The organism is Streptomyces canus, from assembly GCF_041435015.1.
GTDB lineage: Bacteria > Actinomycetota > Actinomycetes > Streptomycetales > Streptomycetaceae > Streptomyces > Streptomyces canus_G.
In genome coordinates this window covers 801,195-819,494 of sequence record NZ_CP107989.1, presented here as the reverse complement: position 1 = coordinate 819,494, position 18,300 = coordinate 801,195, and the positions used below count along the sequence as shown (strand labels likewise).

11 protein-coding genes and 1 pseudogene are annotated in these 18,300 nt (G+C 69.1%); all 12 read left to right on the top strand.

Annotated elements, in window-relative coordinates:
- Positions 1 to 47: 47 nt before the first annotated feature.
- Positions 48 to 1,181, top strand: a complete 1,134-nt coding sequence (locus OG841_RS03900; protein ID WP_328642768.1) for a ricin-type beta-trefoil lectin domain protein — start codon at positions 48 to 50, stop codon at positions 1,179 to 1,181.
- A gap of 85 nt (positions 1,182 to 1,266) precedes the next feature.
- Positions 1,267 to 2,739: pseudogene (locus OG841_RS03895) on the top strand (endo-1,4-beta-xylanase); the annotation flags it as partial.
- 414 nt (positions 2,740 to 3,153) lie between these two features.
- Complete coding sequence (locus OG841_RS03890) at positions 3,154 to 4,584, top strand: arabinofuranosidase catalytic domain-containing protein (protein WP_328642769.1); 1,431 nt, start codon at positions 3,154 to 3,156, stop codon at positions 4,582 to 4,584.
- A gap of 59 nt (positions 4,585 to 4,643) precedes the next feature.
- A complete protein-coding gene (locus tag OG841_RS03885) occupies positions 4,644 to 6,287 on the top strand; it encodes a glycoside hydrolase family 27 protein (protein WP_371563430.1) in 1,644 nt (547 codons plus the stop codon).
- A gap of 81 nt (positions 6,288 to 6,368) precedes the next feature.
- On the top strand, positions 6,369 to 7,898 hold the full coding sequence (locus OG841_RS03880) for an arabinofuranosidase catalytic domain-containing protein (RefSeq protein WP_371563427.1): 1,530 nt from the start codon (positions 6,369 to 6,371) through the stop codon (positions 7,896 to 7,898).
- A 23-nt stretch (positions 7,899 to 7,921) separates the two neighbouring features.
- Entirely contained in the window at positions 7,922 to 9,754 is a 1,833-nt protein-coding gene (locus OG841_RS03875; RefSeq protein WP_328642772.1) for an RICIN domain-containing protein, read from the top strand.
- A gap of 56 nt (positions 9,755 to 9,810) precedes the next feature.
- Positions 9,811 to 12,219 (top strand): ricin-type beta-trefoil lectin domain protein, encoded by a 2,409-nt coding sequence (locus tag OG841_RS03870; protein WP_328642773.1) that lies wholly within the window; start codon positions 9,811 to 9,813, stop codon positions 12,217 to 12,219.
- A 71-nt stretch (positions 12,220 to 12,290) separates the two neighbouring features.
- Positions 12,291 to 14,270 carry an alpha-L-fucosidase gene (locus OG841_RS03865; protein ID WP_328642774.1) on the top strand — a complete coding sequence of 660 codons (1,980 nt, stop codon included), beginning with the start codon at positions 12,291 to 12,293 and terminating at the stop codon, positions 14,268 to 14,270.
- Between the two features lie 49 nt (positions 14,271 to 14,319).
- The gene (locus OG841_RS03860; protein WP_371563422.1) at positions 14,320 to 15,657 is read left to right on the top strand and encodes a ricin-type beta-trefoil lectin domain protein; all 1,338 of its coding nucleotides are present in this window, start codon (positions 14,320 to 14,322) and stop codon (positions 15,655 to 15,657) included.
- 170 nt (positions 15,658 to 15,827) lie between these two features.
- The gene (locus tag OG841_RS03855) at positions 15,828 to 16,103 is read left to right on the top strand and encodes a DUF6400 family protein (protein WP_328642776.1); all 276 of its coding nucleotides are present in this window, start codon (positions 15,828 to 15,830) and stop codon (positions 16,101 to 16,103) included.
- On the top strand, positions 16,090 to 16,347 hold the full coding sequence (locus OG841_RS03850) for a hypothetical protein (RefSeq protein WP_328642777.1): 258 nt from the start codon (positions 16,090 to 16,092) through the stop codon (positions 16,345 to 16,347). Before OG841_RS03855 ends, OG841_RS03850 begins: the two co-directional genes overlap by 14 nt.
- A gap of 163 nt (positions 16,348 to 16,510) precedes the next feature.
- Positions 16,511 to 18,292 (top strand): hydrogenase maturation protein, encoded by a 1,782-nt coding sequence (locus OG841_RS03845; protein ID WP_365121714.1) that lies wholly within the window; start codon positions 16,511 to 16,513, stop codon positions 18,290 to 18,292.
- Positions 18,293 to 18,300: the final 8 nt, after the last annotated feature.

Sequence of the window (18,300 nt, the reverse complement as noted above, 5' to 3'; positions counted from 1 at the left end):
GTTCGTTCACCCCCCACCCACTGTCCCGCACCCAGTGAGGAACGCTGATGAAGAAGTACTGGGCACCATTGGCCACGGCGCTGGCGGCCACCCTCGCCATGGGCGCCGCCTGGCCTGCCGCGGCCAACGCCGCCGAGGCGCCGCCGTCCGCCACCCGGGCCGCCGCACCCACGCCGCTGCGGCTGATGCCGTTGGGCGACTCGATCACCTGGGGCGTCGGCAGCCCGTCCGGGAACAGCTACCGGAGCTTTTTGGCGAACAAGCTGACGGCCGAGGGCCACACCCTGGACTTCGTCGGCTCGGGGCGCAACGGCACCATGTCCGACCCGGACAACGAAGGCCACTCCGGCTGGCGGATCGACCAGATCGCCGGCATCGCGGACTCCGTGCTGGCCCGGTACCGCCCCAACGTGGTCACCCTGGAGATCGGCACGAACGACCTGAACGGCAACTACCAGATCCCGACCGCCGCCGACCGGCTCCACGCGCTCATCGACCAGATCACCAGGGCCGCACCCGACGCGACCGTGCTCGTCGGCACCGTGATCATCTCCACCAGCGGCACCGAGGAGGCCAACCGGCCCGCGTTCAACGCCAAGTTGCCCGGGATCGTCCAGGCCGAGCAGGCTGCCGGCAAGCATGTACGTCTGGTCGACATGAGCGCCCTGACCGCCGCGGACCTGTCCGACGCCCTGCACCCCAACGACAGCGGCTTCGGCAAGATGGCGGACGCCTTCAACACGGGGATCCAGGCCGCGGACGCGGCAGGCTGGATCAAGCCGCCGGATTCCGCGGTCGGGCAGGTGCGCTCCGGGATCCCGGGGAAGTGCCTGGGGGTCAACGGCGGCAACAGCGCCAACGGGACCGCCGCGGAGATCCGGTCCTGCGACGGCTCCGCCGCGCAAACGTGGTCCGCGCGCTCCGACGGCACCCTGCGGGCGCTCGGTAAGTGCCTCGACGCCACCGGCCGCGGCACCGCCAACGGCACCAAGATCGAGATCTGGGACTGCAACGGCGGAACCAACCAGCAGTGGCAGACGTACAACGGCGGCTACCGCAACCCGGTCTCCGGCCGTTGCCTCGACGACCCCAACGCGTCCACCACCGACGGTACGCAACTGGTCCTGTGGGACTGCAACGGCGGAACCAACCAGCAGTGGACCGCTCTGCCGGTCTCCTGAGCACATGACCCCACTCCACCGCGGACACCGTCCCGTGGCCGGTGTCCGCCCCTCTCGCGCCCCCGCGCAAGGAGGTTGATCCTTCATGTCCTGGCTCAACGACGAGCCTCTGCTCCGCAGAGCCCTGGTCTCGGCCACCGGCCTGTTGGCCGGCACGGCACTGGCCCTGAGCGGACCGGCGAGCCTCACCGCGCACGCGGCTTCCGGCACGCTGGGCGCGGCCGCCGCCGACAGCGGCCGCTATTTCGGTACGGCCGTGGCTGCCGGGAAACTCGGCAACTCGACGTATTCCACGATCCTCGACCGGGAATTCAACATGATCACCCCGGAGAACGAGATGAAGTGGGACACCACCGAACCGTCCCGCGGCAACTTCAACTTCGGCCCGGCCGACCAGATCGTCAGCCATGCCACCGCGCACGGGCAGCGGATGCGCGGCCACACCCTGGTGTGGCACTCGCAGTTGCCCGGCTGGGTCAGCTCCATCGGTGACGCCAACACCCTGCGCAGCGTGATGAACAATCACATCACCACCGAGATGAACCACTTCAAGGGCAAGATCTACGCCTGGGACGTGGTCAACGAGGCGTTCGCCGACGGCGGCAGCGGTCAGCACCGCAGTTCGGTCTTCCAGAACGTGCTGGGGAACGGCTTCATCGAGGAGGCCTTCCGCACCGCCCGGGCCGCCGACTCCTCGGCCAAGCTCTGCTACAACGACTACAACATCGAGAACTGGAACGACGCCAAGACGCAGGGCGTCTACAACATGGTCAGGGACTTCAAGGCGCGCGGAGTGCCCATTGACTGCGTCGGCCTCCAGAGTCACTTCGGCTCCGGCGGCCCGCCGTCGAGCTTCCAGACCACCCTGTCCAACTTCGCCGCCCTCGGCGTCGACGTCCAGATCACCGAACTCGACATCGCCCAGGCCTCGGCGACCGCGTACGGGAACACGGTGCGGGCGTGCATGAGCGTCGCCCGCTGCACCGGCATCACGGTGTGGGGGATCAGGGACAGCGACTCGTGGCGGACGGGGGAGAACCCGCTGCTGTTCGACAACAACGGCAACAAGAAGCCCGCCTACGACGCGGCCCTTTCCGCGCTCGGCGGAGGTACGGGGAACCCGGGCGGAGGCATCGTCTCGGGCACGGTGTACTCGCTGACCGACGTGGCCGCGGGCCGGGTGCTGGACGTGCCGGGCGGGCAGACGGCGAACGGCACGCCCGTGCAGGTCTGGGACGCCAATGGCAGTGCCGCGAACCAGCAGTGGCGGGCGAGTCAGAACGGCGACGGCTCCTACACGCTGACGAACATCGGCAGCGGGCGGGTCCTGGACGAGCCCGGCGGGCAGACGGGCAACGGCACCCGGGTGGCGATCTGGGACGCCAACGGCGGTGCGAACCAGCAGTGGCGGGCGAGTCAGAACGGCGACGGTTCCTACACCCTGACCAACGTCGCTTCCGGCCGGGCGCTGGAGATCCCCAGCGGGCAGACCGGCAACGGGGCCCCGGTCCAGATCTGGGACTCCAACGGCGGCGCCAACCAGCACTGGAACCTCAGGTGAGGTGATACCGGAACGAACACCCGCGTCCGGCACGGCGGCCGTCGCCGGACGCGGGTTCCGGCATGCCCTCACAACGGGCCTACCAGCAGCAATACATGGGATGGATCAGAATCCAATTGAAGGTGTGGAGCGTATTGACTCTGTGGGAAGCCTGTGGAATCACTAGCAACATGGGATGTCTGAGTGGTTTCTGTGAGTGCTCTCGGGCGCCCTCGCCACCATGAGGCGTTCGGATCCCGCGGCCGTGCCGGTGGCTCGCGGCGGTCCACGAACATCCCGTTCGGCAAGGCACAGCACCCTCTGTCACCTTCCCCCACAGACCCAAGGAACAGAATGCGGCCTACATCCGTTTTTCGCCGAAGCCCCGCGGCTCGCAGACCACGCCTTCCGGCGTCCGCCGCCGTAGGTGTGATGGCGCTGCTGGCCATGATGCTGACGACCGCGCAGACGTGGTCGGCGCCGGCATCGACGCCGGCGCCCTTGGTAAGTGCGGCGTCGGGGCGGTGTCTGGACGTCAAGGGCAATGTCGACACCCCGGGAACGGCGCTGGACATCCGGGACTGTGACAACCAGCCGAACCAGGCGTTCGAGTTCACCTCGGCGGGCGAGCTGAGGACGATGGACGGCACCCGATGCGTGGACGCCTACGAAAACCGGACCGCGCCGGGAACCCCGGTGATCATCTGGTCGTGCAACGGGCAGTCGAACCAGGCGTGGCGACAGAACTCCGACGGGTCCGTCACCGGTGTCCAGTCCGGCCTGTGCCTGGACGTCAACGGGGCGGGCACGGCCAACGGCACCGCGGTCATCCTGTGGACCTGCAACGGCCAGAGCAACCAGAAGTGGACCACGTCGACACCTCCACCCGCGCCCGGCGGGTCGGGCCCGTGCGACATCTACTCCGCGGGCGGCACTCCGTGCGTGGCCGCGCACAGCACCGTGCGGGCGCTCTACGGGTCGTACAGCGGCAGCCTGTACCAGGTCAGGCGCGCCTCGGACAACGCGACCAGGAACATCGGCGTACGGGCGTCCGGCGGTTTCGCCGACGCGGCGGCGCAGGACTCGTTCTGCGGGGGCACCTCCTGTGTCATCACGGTCGTCTACGACCAGTCCGGACGCGGCAACGACCTGTGGTACCAGGGATCGGCCCAGGTTCCGGGGTCGAGTCAGAGCAGTCCCGCGAAGGCGACCTCGGAGTCGCTGACCGCCGGGGGCACCAAGGCGTACTCGCTGTACATCAATCCCGGCAACAGCTACTGGCGGGATGGTCATCTGACGGGCGTGCCGACCGGTAGCGCGCCCGAAGGGGCGTACATGGTGACCAGCGGCACTCACGTCAACAACGGTTGCTGCTTCGACTACGGCAACAGTGAGACGACGCGGAAGGCCGACGCGGCCGGGGCGATGGACGCGATCAACTTCGGCACCGAGTGCTGGTTCGGCGGCTGCTCGGGAAGCGGCCCGTGGGTGCAGGCCGATCTCGAATGGGGCCTGTACTCCGGGGGAAGCCAGTCCTGGAACACCAACCAGCGTGCTTTCACCAGCAAGTTCGTCACCGCGATGCTGAAGAACAACGGGACGTCGAGGTTCGCCCTCAAGGGCGGCAACGCGCAGTCCGGAAGCCTGACCACCCTGTGGGACGGCGGGCTGCCCGGCGGATACAGCCCGATGAAGAAGCAGGGCGCCATTGTCCTGGGCAGCGGCGGCGACTGCTGCAAGCCCGGCGGCGGCGCCAACCTGAGCGCCGGAACCTTCTACGAGGGGGCCATTGTCGCCGGCTACCCCTCCGACGCGACCGACAACGCGGTGCAGGCCAACATCACCGCGGCCGGATACCGCTGAATCCTTCTGCCCCACGGCGTGTTCTGCCGCGACCCGGCCCAGGAGCTGATGACATGCACATGATCACCAGGAGAGTCGGACACCTCCTGCCGCCGTTCCCACGACCGTCCCTGCGCAGGACCTTGGCGTTCGCCTTCTCCATCGCGCTGTTCTGCGTGGGCGTTCCCCTCGTCTCCCTCGGTACGGCGCAGCCCGCCGCCGCGCTGGGCAACGGACTGGCACTGACCCCGCAGATGGGCTTCAACGACTGGAACGCGTACGGCTGCGATGTCTCCGAGTCGCTGATCAAGTCCACCGCGCAGGCGATGCACACCAACGGCATGCAGGCAGCGGGCTACTCCTACGTCAACATCGACGACTGCTGGATGACCCACAACCGCGATTCCGGCGGCCGCCTGGTGCCGGACCCGGCCAAGTTCCCCGACGGCATCAAGGGCACCGCCGACTACGTGCACTCCCTGGGGCTGAAGCTGGGGATCTACGAGGACGCGGGCACCGCCACCTGCGCCGGGTATCCGGGCAGCCTGGGGCACGAGAGCACGGACGCCCAGTCGTTCGCGTCGTGGGGCGTGGACTACCTGAAGTACGACAACTGCAACAACAACGGGGTGTCCGCGCAGAGCCGGTACACCGCGATGCGGGAGGCCCTGGCGGCCACGGGTCGGCCGATCCTGTACAGCCTGTGCAACTGGGGCCAGGACAACGTGTGGACCTGGGGCGCGGGCGTCGGCAACAGCTGGCGCACCACCGGGGACATCAGCGCCAACTTCGCCAGCATGCTGTCGATCTTCCACAGCAACGTGGGACTGGCCTCCTACGCCGGCCCCGGCCACTGGAACGACCCGGACATGCTGGAGGTCGGCAACGGCTCGATGACGGCCACCGAGAGCCGCAGCGAGTTCAGCCTGTGGGCGGAGATGGCCGCACCGCTGATCGCGGGCACCAACATCCCCTCGGCCGGCGCGGAGACCCTGTCCACGCTGACCAACTCCCGGGTGATCGCGGTTGACCAGGACTCCCTCGGCAAGCAGGGCACCATGGTCTCCTCCTCAGGCGGCCGGGACGTGCTGGCCAAGCCTTTGGCCAACGGGGACGTGTCGGTGGCGCTGTTCAACGAGACGGGCTCGACAGCGACCATCTCCACCACCGCGGCCGCGATCGGTAAGACCGGGGCGTCCGCCTACACCCTGACCGACCTGTGGTCGGGGGCGTCCTCCACCACCTCGGGCACGATCAGCGCCTCGGTCCCGGCGCACGGCACGGTGATGTACCGGGTCGCGGGCGGCGCCAGCGGCGGCGGCACCAGCGTGACCGGCGCGGTGCACGCGGTGGGTGCGGGCAAGTGCCTGGACGTACCCGACTCGACCAGGACCGCCGGCACTCAGGTGGAGATCTGGAGCTGCAACGGCGGCGCCAACCAGACATGGACGCACTCCGCGTCCAACCAGTTCACCGTCTACTCCGGCAGCGACCAGATGTGCCTGGACGCCTACAACAACCAGACCACTCCGGGGACGAAGGTGGAGATCTGGTCGTGCAACGGCCAGAGCAATCAGCAGTGGACGCTGAACACCAACGGCACGATCACCGGCAACCAGTCGGGCCTGTGCCTGGACGTCGCCGGAGGGGCCACCTCCGACGGAACCCTCGCCGAGCTGCGGACCTGCAACGGCGGCAGCAGTCAGCGGTGGACGTGGGGATGACCCGACGTCGAGATGACCCCGGCCCGAGCCCTCGACAAGCGTCGGCACCACCGGGTGCGCACAGCCACAGAGGAGGTCTCCATGCTCGAACCAGCCGGTGATCGCCGACCCAGGCGATGGAAAGCCGTGCTCCTGGTCGCCCTGGCGATGGCCGTGGCCGCGTTCGGCGCACCGGCGTTCGCCACGTCCCCGCGGGCCGCTACGACAGCCGTCGTCCGTCACGTGACCCACCGCGTGGCGGACGCGTCCCTCCCGTGCGACCTCTACGCCGCGGGCGGTACGCCGTGCGTGACGGCACACGCCACGACCAGGGCGCTCTTCGCGTCGTACAACGGCCCGCTGTACCGGATTCAGCGGGCCTCCGACCACAGCTACCGCGACATCGGAGTGCTCAGTGCCGGCGGGTACGCGGACAGCGCCTCCCAGGTGTCGTTCTGCTCGGGCACATCGTGCACGATCACGAAGATCTACGACCAGACCGCCCAGCACAACGACATGCCGATCTCCTGGGGCGGCTACTGGAAGGGGCCGGGCCCCAACGGGTCCGACGTCGGCGCGGACGCCATGGCCCTGCCGGTGACCGCGGCCGGCCACCAGGTCTTCGGCGTCAAGGTCACCCCCGGCGTCGGCTACCGGCTCGACCACGCGAGCGGGGTGCCCACCGGGGCCCAGCCCGAAGGCATCTACATGGTGACCTCGTCGAACTACACGAGCCAGTGGTGCTGCTTCGACTACGGCAGCGGTGAGAACTCCCACACCGACACCGGCAACGCCACCATGAACGCCATCTACTGGGGCACCGCCTGCTGGTTCGGCGGCTGCACCGGCAGCGGCCCGTGGGTCGAGGCCGACCTGGAGAACGGCATGTTCCACACCAACACCGGCTCCAACAAGGACCCGAACAACCCTGGCGTGCACTACCCGTTCGTCAGCGCGTGGCTGAAGAACAACGGCACCAGCAACTTCACTCTCAAATACGGCAACGGCACGAGCGGCGGCCTGACCACCACCTACTCCGGGCCCCTGCCGAACGGCTACTCACCGATGAAGGTCGACAGCTCGGTCCTGCTCGGCACCGGGGGCGACAACAGCCCCAACGGCGTGGGCGAGTTCTTCGAGGGCGCGATCACGGCGGGCTATCCCTCCGACGCCACCGAGAACGCCGTCCAGGCCGCCATCACCGCGGCCGGCTACGGCGCGGGGGGCGGTGGCGGTACGTCGACCGCGCTGCACGCGGTGGGCGCGGGCAAGTGCCTGGAGGTGCCGGGCGCGTCCACGACCCCGGGTACGCAGACGCAGATCCGGGACTGCACCGGAGCGGCGCACCAGACCTGGTCCCGGACCGACTCCCGCCAGCTCACCGTGTACTCCGGCAGCAACCAACTGTGCCTGGACGCCTCCAACCAGGGCGCCAACCCCGGTACCAAGGTCATCACCTGGACCTGCAACGGCCAGGCCAACCAGCAGTGGAACGTCAACGCCAACGGCACCGTCACCAGCGCCCAGTCCGGCCTGTGTCTGGACGTGACCGGCGCCGCCACCGCCAACGGCACCCCCGTAGAACTGTGGACCTGCAACGGCGGATCCAACCAGCAGTGGTCACTGAGTTGACCCCGGGAACGCAGGAGGACCGAATGAGGACGAGAGCGAGACCCGGCCGTCTGGTACTGGCCGTCGGCATCGTCTTGGCGTTCGTGCTGCAGTTGTCGGCGACGGCCGAGAGCCGGGCCGTCTCGGGCGAGGCGCTGAGCGTGAACCTGGCGTCGACACGGGGCCCGTCGACCGGCGTGGGCGAGGGGTTCCTCTACGGTTTCACCCAGGACGGCAGCCAGCCGGCGGACCAGTACATCAAGCCGCTGGGGATCAACGCGTTCCGTGGCGGCGGCTGGTTCTCCGGCGGCTGGATCAGGGACAACTACCAGTACGGATCGGCCACTCGGGCCGACCTCGACTCGATCGTCGCGCAGGCGAAACGGCTCACCCAGCCGCCGTACCACGCGCAGTACCAGGTACTGGTCAGCGACATCTACGGCGCCAACGGCGGCCAGCCGTCCAACACGAGGTACCCGTGCGACAACGGCGACTGCTCCAACTGGATCGCCTTCATCGACTCCACTGTGGGGGCACTGCAGGCATCGGGGCTGAAGTTCTCCTACGACATCTGGAACGAGCCGGACATCTCTGCCTTCTGGACCCGGGGTGTGAACAGCGCCCAGTACTTCCAGATGTGGGACACCGCCTACCGGGAGATCCGGCGCCTCGCCCCCTCGGCGCAGATCGTGGGACCCTCGCTTGCCTTCACCCCGCAGAGCAACCCGGGTGAGTGGCGGACCTGGCTCGCGCACGTGAAGGCGGCCGGGACGGTGCCGGACATGATCACCAACCATGACGAGGGCGATGTCGACGACCCGGTCACCGTCTCCCAGTCCCTCAACAGCGCCCTGACGACGGCGGGCATCGGCCCGCTGCCCCTGTCCGCGAACGAGTACCAGCCCGCCGACCGGCAGACCGCCGGGGTGACGGCCTGGTACCTGGCGCGGTTCGCGCAGTCCGGGTACACCAACGCGATGCGCGGCAACTGGGTCTGCTGCGTCACCCCCAACCTCACGGGAGTCCTCACCCAGAGCGGAGGCAGCTGGCAGCCGACCGGCAACTGGTGGGCGCTTCGCGACTACGCCGACATGACCGGCACCCTCGTCGACACCTCCGGCCAGGTCGGCTCGACCGCGATCTCGGCCTCCGAGGACCCCACCAACAAGCGCGCGGTGGCGATCATCGGCGACGCGAACGGCACCTCCGGCACCGCCTCCGTGACCTTCAACGGACTGTCGTCCGTGCCCTGGCTCACCAACGCAGGCAGCGTGCACGTCACCGTGCACCGCATCCCGGACCAGGCACCGCTCGCCGCGCCACAGACCGTGTACGACCAGAACCTGAGTGCCTCGGGCGGCTCGATCACCGTGCCGTTGACGTTCCAGGGCGCACACGACGCGTTCGCCGTCTATCTCACCCCGGCCTCCTCCGGCGGCGAGGCCTTCCCGGTCGGCAACCACCAACTCGTCGTCGCCAACAACACCTTGTGCCTGGACGTGTACGGCAACTCGGGCAGCGCGGGCGCCGCGATCGACCAGTGGACCTGCAACGGGCAGAGCAACCAGCAGTTCCAGTTCGTGCCCGCCTCGGGCGGCTACGGCGAACTGCGCGCCCAGAGCTCCGGCCAGGACGTGGCAGTCGCCGGCGGATCCACGACAGCGGGCACCCCGAACATCGTGCAACAGCCTCCCGGCACAACGGCCAACGGGCTCTGGCTGCCCGTGCGCCAGTCCGACGGCTCCTACGCCTTCCAGAACCGCAACAGCGGCCTGTGCCTGGACGTCTACGGCGGCGGCAGCAACGCGGGCCAGCAACTCGACCAGTGGCAGTGCAAGAACGCGCCGGGCACCAACCAGGACTTCTTCGTCCGCTGAACCGTCCGCCGACCGCACCGGCCGTGGACACCCCCCACCTGCGAAAGGAACCCACCGTGTCAGCATTCGGACGGCTGTTACGGCGCCTGCGTGTCCCGACGGCCGTGCTGGCGGGCCTCGTCCTGGCCGCCGGCGGCGTCGTGGGCACAGCCGCCGCCCCGGCCCGGGCCGCAACCTCCATCACCCTCAACGGCGCGTCCGGCGGACGGACCTTCGACGGCGTCGGCGCGATCAGCGGGGGAGGCGGCAACAGCAGACTCCTGATCGACTATCCCGAGCCCCAACGCGGCCAGGTCCTCGACTACCTCTTCCGGCCCGGCTACGGCGCCTCCCTGCAGATGCTCAAGGCCGAGATCGGCGGGGACACCAACTCCACCTCGGGAGCCGAGCCCAGCCACCAGCACACCCGTTCCGACCTGAACTGCGACCGGGGCTACGAATGGTGGCTGATGGAGCAGGCCAAGGCCCGCAACCCGAACATCAAGCTGTACGGGCTGGCCTGGGGCGCCCCGGGCTGGATCGGCAACGGGAACTTCTGGTCCACCGACATGGTCAACTACCTGGTCTCGTGGCTGGGCTGCGCCAAACAGCACGGCCTGAGCATCGACTACCTCGGTGGATGGAACGAGCGAGGCTACAACGTCTCCTGGTACCAGCAGCTGCGCGCCGCGCTCAACAGCAACGGCTATGGCAACGTGAAGATCGTCGCGGCCGACTCGGACTGGAACGTGGCGAACGACGTCAACTCCAACCAGGCGTTCGCCGCCGCGGTGAGCGTCATCGGCACGCACTATCCCTGCGGATACCGGTCCGCCCAGACCACCTGCTCGGTGCCGTCGGCCGCCATGTCGTCCGGCAAGCCGCTGTGGGCGAGCGAGAACGGCTCGGACGACTACAACGGGGGAGCGCAGGCCATGGCCCGCGGCATCAACCGCGGATACATCGACGGACGGATGACCGCGTACCTCAACTGGCCGGTGGTCGCCGCGCTCACCCCCAACCTGCCGTACCCCACCATGGGCATGGCCCTGGCCTCGCAGCCGTGGTCCGGCTCGTACTCGATCGGCAAGAACACCTGGGTGATGGCGCACACCAGCCAGTTCACCTCCCCGGGTTGGCGCTACCTCGACGCCTCCAGCGGCTACATCGGCGGCAACCGCGCCAACGGAAGCTACGTCTCGCTCAAGTCCACGAACAACTCCGACTACTCCACGGTCATCGAGACCATGGACGCCGGCAGCGCGCAGACCCTGAACTTCAACGTCACCGGGGGTCTGTCCGCCGGAGCCGTCCACGTATGGTCCACGGACGTCGGGTCCGCCAACCCGGCCGACCACTTCGTGCACACCGCGGACATCACCCCGTCCGGCGGCGGTTTCAGCCTGACCGTCCAGCCAGGCCACCTGTACACCCTGACCACCACGACCGGCCAGGGCAAGGGCACCGCCGCCGGTCCCGCCCGAAGCGCGCTGAAGCTGCCGTACAGCGACTCCTTCGACGGCTATGCCACCGGCACCGAGGCGAAGTACCTCATGGACTGGCAGGGCGCCTTCGAGGCGGTGGGCTGCGGCGGCGGCCGCAGCGGAAAGTGCGTGCGCCAGATGAGCCCGCAGAAGCCGATCACCTGGGACGCGCTGACCGATCCGCACGCCCTGCTGGGTGACGTGAGCTGGGGCAACTACACCGTCTCGTCCGACGTGCTGCTCGAACAGCCCGGATACGCCGAGTTGCTCGGCCGTGCGGGCGGCCACGACTACGACCGCACCGGCGGTCAGAACGCCTACCACCTGCGGGTGAGTGACACCGGGGCCTGGTCGATCCTGAACTCGAACACCAACGGCAACGTCTCCACGCTGGCCCGCGGCACGACCGCGGCGCTCGGCACCAACCGGTGGCACAGCCTGGCGCTCACCTTCTCCGGCACCACGATCACCGCTGTCATCGACGGTGCCACGGTCGGTTCCGTGGACGACCGCACCTGGGCCGCCGGACAGATCGGCTACGCGACCAGCCAGGGCGAGACGGCACAGTTCGACAACCTGTCCATCACGCCCGGCAGCGGCGGGAACGACGGCGGTACGGCCGGCGCGATCGTCGGGGTCGGCTCCGGGCGGTGCGTGGACGTGCCGAACCAGTCGCACACGGCCGGCACCCAGGTGGAGCTGTGGGACTGCAACGGCGGCAGCAACCAGCAGTGGACGAACACCTCCGCCGGCGAGCTGAGGGTCTACGGCAGCGACTGCCTGGACGCCGCCGGCCAGGGCACCAGCCCCGGCACCAAGGTGGACATCTGGGACTGCACCGGCGGCGGCAACCAGAAGTGGACGCTCCACACCGACGGCACGATCACCGGTGACCAGTCAGGCCTGTGCCTGGACGCCACCGGCGCCGGAACGGCCAACGGCACCCTGCTGCAGCTGTGGACCTGCAACGGCAGCAGCAACCAGAAGTGGACGCGCGACTGATCGAGGCGCCCGGCCGGCGCGATCAGCGACCGAAGGCACCACCTCCGTCAACTCCCCCGAGAGGCCCCCACATGTCCTCCTCCCTGCCGCTCAGCCGGCGCCGACTGCTGGCGGCGGCCGGCGCGGCCACGGCCTACGGCCTGCTGCGGTTCGCCCCCGAGGCCGCCGCGACCGACGGTCCCGCGAGCTACACCCCGAGCTGGTCCTCCGTGGACCAACATCCCCCTGCCCCGGCCTGGTTCCAGGACGCCAAGTTCGGCATCTACTACCACTGGGGCGTCTTCAGCGTTCCCGCGTTCGGCAACGAGTGGTATCCGCGCAACATGTACATCGGCGGCTCGTCCGAGAACAACCACCACAAGGCCACCTACGGCGACCCCTCGGCATGGCCGTACCACAACTTCATCGACGGCGCCCGCGACAAGGCGGGCAACTTCGTTCAGTTCGCCCCCAAACTGGTCTCCCAGGGCGGCAAGTTCGACCCGGACGCGTGGGCCCGGCTGTTCAAGGCCGCGGGTGCCCGGTTCGCCGGCCCGGTCGCCGAGCACCACGACGGCTTCTCCATGTGGAACAGCCGCGCCAACCCGTGGAACTCGGTCCAGCACGGCCCCAGGCTCGACCTGGTGGGGCTGCACGCGCAGGCCATCCGCGGGCAGGGGCTGAAGTTCATGGCCTCGCTGCACCACGCCTACCACTTCACCGGCTTCTACGACAACGTACCGTCCCAGTCGGACCCGAACCTGCGCATCCTCTACGGCCAGCAGGGCTCGGCCGCAGAGAACAAGCTCTGGTACGACAAGCTGATCGAGGTCATCGACGGCTACCAACCGGACCTGGTCTGGCAGGACTTCAACCTGCCCCTGGTGCAGGAGTCCTACCGGCTCCAGTTCCTCGCGCACTACTACAACCAGGCCGTCGCGTGGAACAAGGACGTGGTCGCGACCTACAAGGACGGCCTCAACAACAAGGGTGAGGTCTTCGACTTCGAGCGCGGCGGCCCGGCAGGGCTGCTCACCCCCTACTGGCTGACCGACGACAGCATCTCCTCCTCCAGCTGGTGCTACACGGTGGGCATCGGCTACTACTCGACGCAGGCACTGCTGCACTCGCTGATCGACCGGGTCAGCAAGGGCGGCAGCATGCTGCTCAACATCGCCCCGATGGCCGACGGCACCATCCCCTCCGGGCAGCAGTCCATCCTGCTCGCCATGGGCGACTGGCTCGGCCGCTTCGGGGAGGCGGTCTACTCCACCCGCTCCTGGTCCAGTTACGGCGAGGGCCCCACCAAGATGGGCGGAGGCTCGTTCAGCGGGCCGGTGGCCGGCAAACCGCAGGACATCCGGTTCACCCGCAGCCTGGACAACAAGGTCCTCTACGCCACCGCGCTGGGCTGGCAGGGCGGCAGCATGACCATCACGACGCTGAACTCGAACCAGATCAACCTCAGCAGCCTGACAGGCGCGCAACTGCTGAACAACACGGCCGGCACCTACATCAACCTGCCCGCCCCGACCCAGGACGCGTCCGGTCTGCACCTCACCATGCCCTCGTCCAACCCGCCGTTCAGCGCCCTGGCGTACACGGTCAAGCTCACCTTCTCCGGCGAGATCCCCGTCCTGGGCGCGCCGGGCGGCTCCACGACCTGGGTCAGGATCGCCAACGTGACCAGCGGACTGGTGCTCGACAGCGGGGGCAACGTCGCCTCCGGCTCCAACCTCAAGCAGTGGAACTACGACGGAAGCACCAACCTGCAGTGGCAGCTGATCGACCTCGGCAACGGCTACTACCGCATCATGAACCGCACCAACGGCATGGCCGCCGACAGCTGGGGCAACGCCGCCAACGGCGCTCCCGCCCGCCAGGAGGCGTGGAACGGCGGCAACAACCAGCAGTGGTCACTCAACAACCTCGGCGACAACCGCTACCAGATCGTCAACCGGGGCACCGGCACCGCCCTCGACGGCAGCGGCAGCACCACGGCCGGCTCCACCACGGTGCTGTGGACGCCGAACTCCAGCACCAACAACGCGTGGACCATCACCGCCGTGTGAACCGGCGCTCCCCGTACGACGGAAGAACCCGACACGGAAGAAGGAGAGTATGGAACGCAAACCGCTCTTATTGTCCATCGCGGCCGCACTGCTTCTCATCCTGACCACCGCGGGCACCTCGTTCAGCAGCGCCCTCGGCGCACCCGCGCCGGCCACGAAGTCCGCCGCCGCGGCGAGCGCCGGATGCGGCAAGGCCCCGACGCTGACCAGCGGCAACCACACGATTCAGAGCGGCGGCCAGAACCGCAGTTACATCCTGCGGGTCCCGGCCGGCTACGACAGCAACCGCCCCTACCGGCTGATCTTCGGTTTCCACTGGCGAGGCGGCACGGCGGGTGACGTCGACTCGGGCGGAACGGACGGATACAACTGGTCCTACTACGGCCTCAGGCGCCTGGCGGACAACGCGAACAACAGCACGATCTTCGTGGCCCCCCAGGGCAACCGCAACGGCTGGGCCAACCCCGCCGGCCAGGACGTGGCCTTCGTCGACGCCATGGTCAACCAGATCGAATCAGGCCTGTGTGTCGACACCGCCCAACTGTTCTCCGCCGGCTTCAGCTACGGCGGCGCCATGTCGTACGCCCTCGCCTGCTCCCGGGCAACGGTCTTCCGGGCGGTCGCGGTCTACTCCGGCGCGAACCTCAGTGGGTGCAACGGCGGCAACCAGCCCATCGCCTACATGGGACTGCACGGCCTCAGGGACAACGTGCTGCCCATCCAGTCGGGACGAGACCTGCGCGACACCTTCGTTCGGGCGAACGGCTGCACCCCGCAGAACCCGCCCGAGCCGGCCAACGGAAGCCTGACGCACATCATCACCACCTACTCCGGATGCAGGTCCGGATACCCCGTCACCTGGGCCGCGTTCGACGGAGCGGGCCACGACCCCGGTCCCATCGACGGTTCCACCGGTGACGGCTGGCGCACCTGGACGTCGGCGGCGGTGTGGCAGTTCTTCACCCAGTTCGGCTCGAACCAGCAGCCGCCACCGCAGTCCGGCAACCAGAAGATCGTCGGCCAGCAGTCCGGGCGCTGCGTCGACATCAACAACTCCACCACGGCCAACGGCACACAGGCCCAGCTGTGGGACTGCAACGGCGGCTCCAACCAGCGGTGGACCTACTCCGCCGGAAAGCAGCTGGTTGTCTACGGCAACAAGTGCCTGGGCGTCGGCCAGGGGGCGGGCAACGGCACCCCCGCGGCGATCTGGGACTGCAGCGGACAGGCAGACCAGCAATGGAACATCAACCCCGACGGCACGATCACAGCGGCGCAGTCGGGGCTCTGCCTGGACGCCAGCGGCCAGGGGACCGGCAACGGGACGAAAATCCAGCTGTGGAGTTGCTCGGGCGGCGCGAACCAGCACTGGCGCCTGGAGACCTGAGAAACCGTCCCAAGGTACGTGCAGGAAGCCAGGGCCTCTCGGCCGCGATGCGGGGAGGCCCTGGCGTCATGACAACCACCGCCGACCACCGGCCTCCGAGAAGAAGCCACGCTGTGACTTCTCCCACCTGCTCTTGCCGCGACGAGAAGCGCTTGCCTACGTTCGGTCCCATGTCCTCCCATGGCCGCGCCCTTCCAGGCGAACCGCACGAACCCGCCGCGACGGTGGACCTGGACGTCGACCTGAGCTCACATGAACTGCTCCGGCGCGCTCATGTCCTGGACGCTCTCGGTCCCGACTGGGACCCCGTCGCCGCGCTGCGCGGCGAGGAAGCCGCGTATGAGCTGCTGTATTCCGGCCTCAGCGCGGAGCAACAGCGCGTGTACGACGAGCTGGTCTCGGCCGGTGTACTGCCGCGGAGAGGCGGCGGCGATGTTGCCGCTTGACCCCCAGGCGGACATCGGGCGTCGCGCCTGGGTGGCCTGCCCGAACTGCGACGACCGTCGCGGGTGCGCCACCTGCGAGCAGGGGCGCACCTGCTCCGAGCACTGGCGCTACCTGCTGTCCCACGTCGGCAGCCTGCTCCACCTGCAGTGCCGGTCGTGCAGCCACATCTGGGCACACGAGACCCACTTCGGCGCCACCCGCTCCCGGTGGGAGCGCATCACCAGCGGCCTGCGACGCATGTGATCATCAGTGGCGCCGTCGGCCATGGCCCGTGAGGCCGGACGGCGGATCGGCGCCCGCTTTCGGATGATCTCACCGCCTGTCGTCGGGGACGGCAGGTCGCCTTGCCCGAGGATCGCGTTCGGCGGCCATCCCTGCCTGCCGTTCGTTCGTCCCGGAGGCAGCCGTGCACATCCTGCTCCTAGCCAGTGCGTTCAACAGCCTCACCCAGCGTGTCCACGCGGAGCTGCGCGACCGTGGCCACACCGTGGCGGTGGAACTCGCTCTGCCCGGTAGCCCGTTGCCCGAGGCTGTGCGGCGGCACGCACCGCAGCTCGTCGTGGCGCCGATGCTGAAGACGGCGATTCCCGAGGAGGTGTGGACAGCGCACACCTGCCTCATCGTCCACCCGGGGCCCGTGGGCGACCGCGGACCCTCCTCCCTGGACTGGGCGATTCACGAGGGCGTCGACCAGTGGGGCGTCACCGTCCTGCAGGCCGACGCGGAGATGGACGCCGGTGACGTGTGGGCCTGCGTGCCGTGCAGGGTCCCTCCCGTTCCCAAGAGCGAGCTGTACCGGGGCGAGATCGCCGACGCCGCCCTCGAGGCCGTCATGCTCGCGGTCGAGCGCTTCGCCGAGGGAATCCACGTCCCACGCAAGCAGGACGCGGCACGCACGGCCGACGCCCGTCTGCGCCCCCGCCCCTACCTCGACCAGAGCGTCCGGCGCATCGACTGGGCCGAGGACTCCACGCAGGATGTGCTGCGCAAGCTGAGGGCGGCGGACTCGCAGCCCGGTGTGCTGGACGTCCTGCTCGGCCGTGAGTGGTACCTGCACGGCGGTCATCCCGAGAGCGTGTTGCGCGGACGCCCGGGCGAGCTGCTGGCCACCAGGGCGGGGGCGGTGTGCCGGGCCACCAGGGACGGCGCCGTGTGGATCCCCGAGCTGCGGCCCCGGCGTGCGCCCGGGCAGCCGCCCACGTACAAACTGCCTGCCGTGCGGGCACTGGGCGACCGGCTGCCGCCCCTGCCCGATCACGCCCTGCCCCCGCTGCCCGAGGAGCGGCACCGTACCTGGACGGACATCCGCTACCGGGAGGACGGGAACGTCGGGTTCCTCTCGTTCTCCTTCCCCGGCGGCGCCATGAGCACCGAGCAGTGCCGGCGTCTGCTGGACGCCTACCAGGAGGCGTGCGAGCGGCCCACGTCCGTACTGGTGCTGGGCGGCGAACGCGACTTCTTCTCCAACGGGATCCACCTGGGCGTCATCGAGGCCGCGGACGACCCCGCTGCCGAGTCCTGGGCGAACATCAACGCCATCGACGATCTGGTCGAGGCGGTCCTGACGACGACGGACCGACTGGTGGTCGCGGCGGTCGCGGGCAACGCCGCCGCGGGCGGGGTGATGCTCGCCCTGGCGGCCGACGAGGTGTGGTGCCGCTCGGGCGCCGTACTGAACCCTCACTACCGCCTGATGGGCCTGTACGGCTCGGAGTACTGGACGCACACCCTGCCGCGCAGGGTGGGTCCCGCGACGGCGGAACGGCTCATGCGTGAGGCTCTCCCGGTGAGCTCGGCGGCCGCACTGCGCCTCGGCCTCGTCGACCGGCTGGTCGACTGCGGTCCGGACGGGTTCGCGGCGGAGATCGGCAGCCTGGCGGCCCGGCTGGCGTCACTGCCGGCGACGGCGTCGCGGATCACCGCGAAGAAGACGGAGCTGGACCGGCTGGAGAGCGTGACCCCGCTGGCCGGCTTCCGTGAGCAGGAGCTGGCCCGGATGCGCCGGACCTTCGACGACCCGGACGCCCCGTACCACTCGCTGCGTCGATCCTTCGTCCACAAGGAGCGGCCGACGTGCACCCCGCCGCACCTCGGTCCCGCCCAGATCGCGCCAACCGGTCCGACCCCCTCCGCCCCGGATGTCACCGGAATGGCCCTGCATGGCGTCTCGTCACGGCCGATCGGCTGATACGAAGA

Bases quoted from the DNA above. Each gene is read 5' to 3' on its own strand.
- OG841_RS03880 (WP_371563427.1), top strand. From the start codon at position 6,369: ATGCTCGAACCAGCCGGTGATCGCCGACCCAGGCGATGGAAAGCCGTG.
- OG841_RS03865 (WP_328642774.1), top strand. From the start codon at position 12,291: ATGTCCTCCTCCCTGCCGCTCAGCCGGCGCCGACTGCTGGCGGCGGCC.
- OG841_RS03885 (WP_371563430.1), top strand. From the start codon at position 4,644: ATGATCACCAGGAGAGTCGGACACCTCCTGCCGCCGTTCCCACGACCG.
- OG841_RS03860 (WP_371563422.1), top strand. From the start codon at position 14,320: ATGGAACGCAAACCGCTCTTATTGTCCATCGCGGCCGCACTGCTTCTC.
- OG841_RS03875 (WP_328642772.1), top strand. From the start codon at position 7,922: ATGAGGACGAGAGCGAGACCCGGCCGTCTGGTACTGGCCGTCGGCATC.
- OG841_RS03850 (WP_328642777.1), top strand. From the start codon at position 16,090: ATGTTGCCGCTTGACCCCCAGGCGGACATCGGGCGTCGCGCCTGGGTG.
- OG841_RS03855 (WP_328642776.1), top strand. From the start codon at position 15,828: ATGTCCTCCCATGGCCGCGCCCTTCCAGGCGAACCGCACGAACCCGCC.
- OG841_RS03900 (WP_328642768.1), top strand. From the start codon at position 48: ATGAAGAAGTACTGGGCACCATTGGCCACGGCGCTGGCGGCCACCCTC.
- OG841_RS03890 (WP_328642769.1), top strand. From the start codon at position 3,154: ATGGCGCTGCTGGCCATGATGCTGACGACCGCGCAGACGTGGTCGGCG.